Genomic DNA, 1,950 nt, shown 5'->3' on the forward strand with positions numbered 1-1,950 from the left:
GATCACCTCGGCGCCGGGAAACCCGCCGGCGCGCGCGCCACCGGCGCGGCGGGCCTTCTGGATCGCCCAGGTCAGCGCGCCCTCGACCGGGGTGGTGGTGGTATCGATGTCATGCCCGTACAGGCACAGCCCGGCCTCCAGCCGCAGCGAATCGCGCGCGCCAAGGCCGATCGGCAGCACGTCGTCATCGGCCAGCAGGGCGCGGGCGAAGGTCTCGGCCATCGCGGCGGGCACCGAGATCTCGTACCCGTCCTCGCCGGTATAGCCCGAGCGCGAGATCCACAGCTCGGCGCCATCCCAGGCCGACACCGCCACATCCATGAACCGCATTTCCGCCGCCGGTGGCACCAGCGCGTCCAGGACCCGTTCGGCAGCCGGACCCTGCAACGCCAGCAGCGCCCGGTCGGTCACCGGCGCCACGGTCACCGCGGGTTCCAGCGCCGCCTTCATATGGGCGATGTCGTCGGCCTTGCAGGCGGCGTTGACCACCACGAACAGGTGATCGCCGCGATTGGCGAACATCAGGTCGTCCAGGATGCCGCCCTCGGCATTGGTGAAGAACCCATAGCGCTGGCGGTTCACCCCCAGCCCCTGCACATCCATCGGCACCAGGGTTTCAAAGGCGGTGGCAATCGCCTCGTAAGAGGCGCCGGTCAGAATCACCTGGCCCATGTGGCTGACATCGAACAGCCCGGCCTTGTCCCGCGTATGCAGGTGTTCTGCCATGATGCCCGCCGGGTATTGCACCGGCATGTCATAGCCGGCGAAGGGCACCATCTTGGCGCCCAGTTCCAGGTGCAGCGCGTGCAGCGGCGTGGTCAGCAAATCGGTCATATCCGATCCAAAGCCCAGGCCAGCCCGATTTTCAAGAATTTCATCCGGCATCTCCTAATGACGGGCCTGCGCCCGCGCGGTGATGCCCCCTCTGTCCTTTCGCCTGAGATCGTTATCCCTTCGGCGCCCCGGCGGTGCCGGGTTCTCTCCAGAGTGTTCGTCAGCCTGCGGTCCCTTGGGCCTGAGAGTTTCCGGGGCGGTTGCTCCTTCGGCACCGGCGCTTGGCCGGTTCTCCCGCATGGCTGGCCGGACCCTACCCGCAGCCCGATCCGGCGGCAAGGGGGCATTCGCGCGGCAGGGCGTCCGGATGGGTGTTCGTCGGGTGTGGCCGAGCGTTTGCTTAATCCCCGGGCAGCGCTCAGTCGGCGCGGCGCACCGGCACCCGTGCCAGCAGGTCGCGCACCATCGGCAGATAGCTGTCCCCGAACAGGCGGACATGGGTGATCGCCGGCCACAGCTGGTAGATCGCCTGGCGGATCGCCCACCCGGGGCCGGGATCGCCATAGCTGGACCAGAAGGCCGGATCAGGCCGGCCAAACAGGCCGAGCATTGCCAGGTCGACCTCGCCATGGCCGTAATAGCAGGCCGGGTCGATCAGCCCGGACAGGCGGCCGTCGCAGGCGATGATATTGCCGCTCCACAAATCGCCATGCAGCAGGCTGGCCGGCGGGAAGGAGGGCAGCAGGTCGTGGATATTGTGGCACAGATCCTGCACTTCGCGGGCCATGGCGGGCGGCAGCGCGTCGGCGCCCGGCAACAGCCGGCGCAGCGCCCAGAAGGTGGGCCAATCGTTCAGCCAGGCGTTTTCAATCGGCACATGGCGAAAGGCGTAGTCGCCGTCCCAGCCATAGGCTGGCCCGACGGCGGCATGCAGGGTTTTCAGCGCCCGGCCCAGCTCGGCCCAGCCCAGTTCCGACAGGCTGCCGCGTTCCGGCAGATCCTCCAGCAGCAGCGCGCGGCTGCCGGCGGCAAAGATGCCGGGGGCGGACACCCCCGCCCGCGACAGGGCGCAGAGCATCGCCGCCTCGGTCTTGGGCTGCGGCCCGGATTTGGCAATCACCGTGCGGCCCGAGGGCAGATGCAGCCGGACCACGCTGGACAGATCGCCGCCCGACA

The 1,950-nt window shown here is 68.8% G+C and carries 2 protein-coding genes and 2 riboswitches; both genes read right to left on the minus strand.

Annotation, left to right across the window (positions count from 1 at the left end):
• Positions 1 to 834, minus strand: an 834-nt coding sequence (gene gcvT / locus CVM52_RS25395; protein WP_100165030.1) for a glycine cleavage system aminomethyltransferase GcvT, incomplete at its 3' end; no start/stop codon positions are given.
• An 81-nt stretch (positions 835 to 915) separates the two neighbouring features.
• Positions 916 to 992: riboswitch (glycine riboswitch) on the minus strand.
• Positions 993 to 1,081: riboswitch (glycine riboswitch) on the minus strand. It abuts the riboswitch before it with no gap.
• Between the two features lie 111 nt (positions 1,082 to 1,192).
• On the minus strand, positions 1,193 to 1,950 hold a 758-nt coding region (locus CVM52_RS25400), incomplete at its 5' end, for a fructosamine kinase family protein (protein ID WP_100165029.1).

Origin of the sequence: Pseudooceanicola lipolyticus, from assembly GCF_002786325.1 — a bacterium.
Classification (GTDB): domain Bacteria; phylum Pseudomonadota; class Alphaproteobacteria; order Rhodobacterales; family Rhodobacteraceae; genus Pseudooceanicola_C; species Pseudooceanicola_C lipolyticus.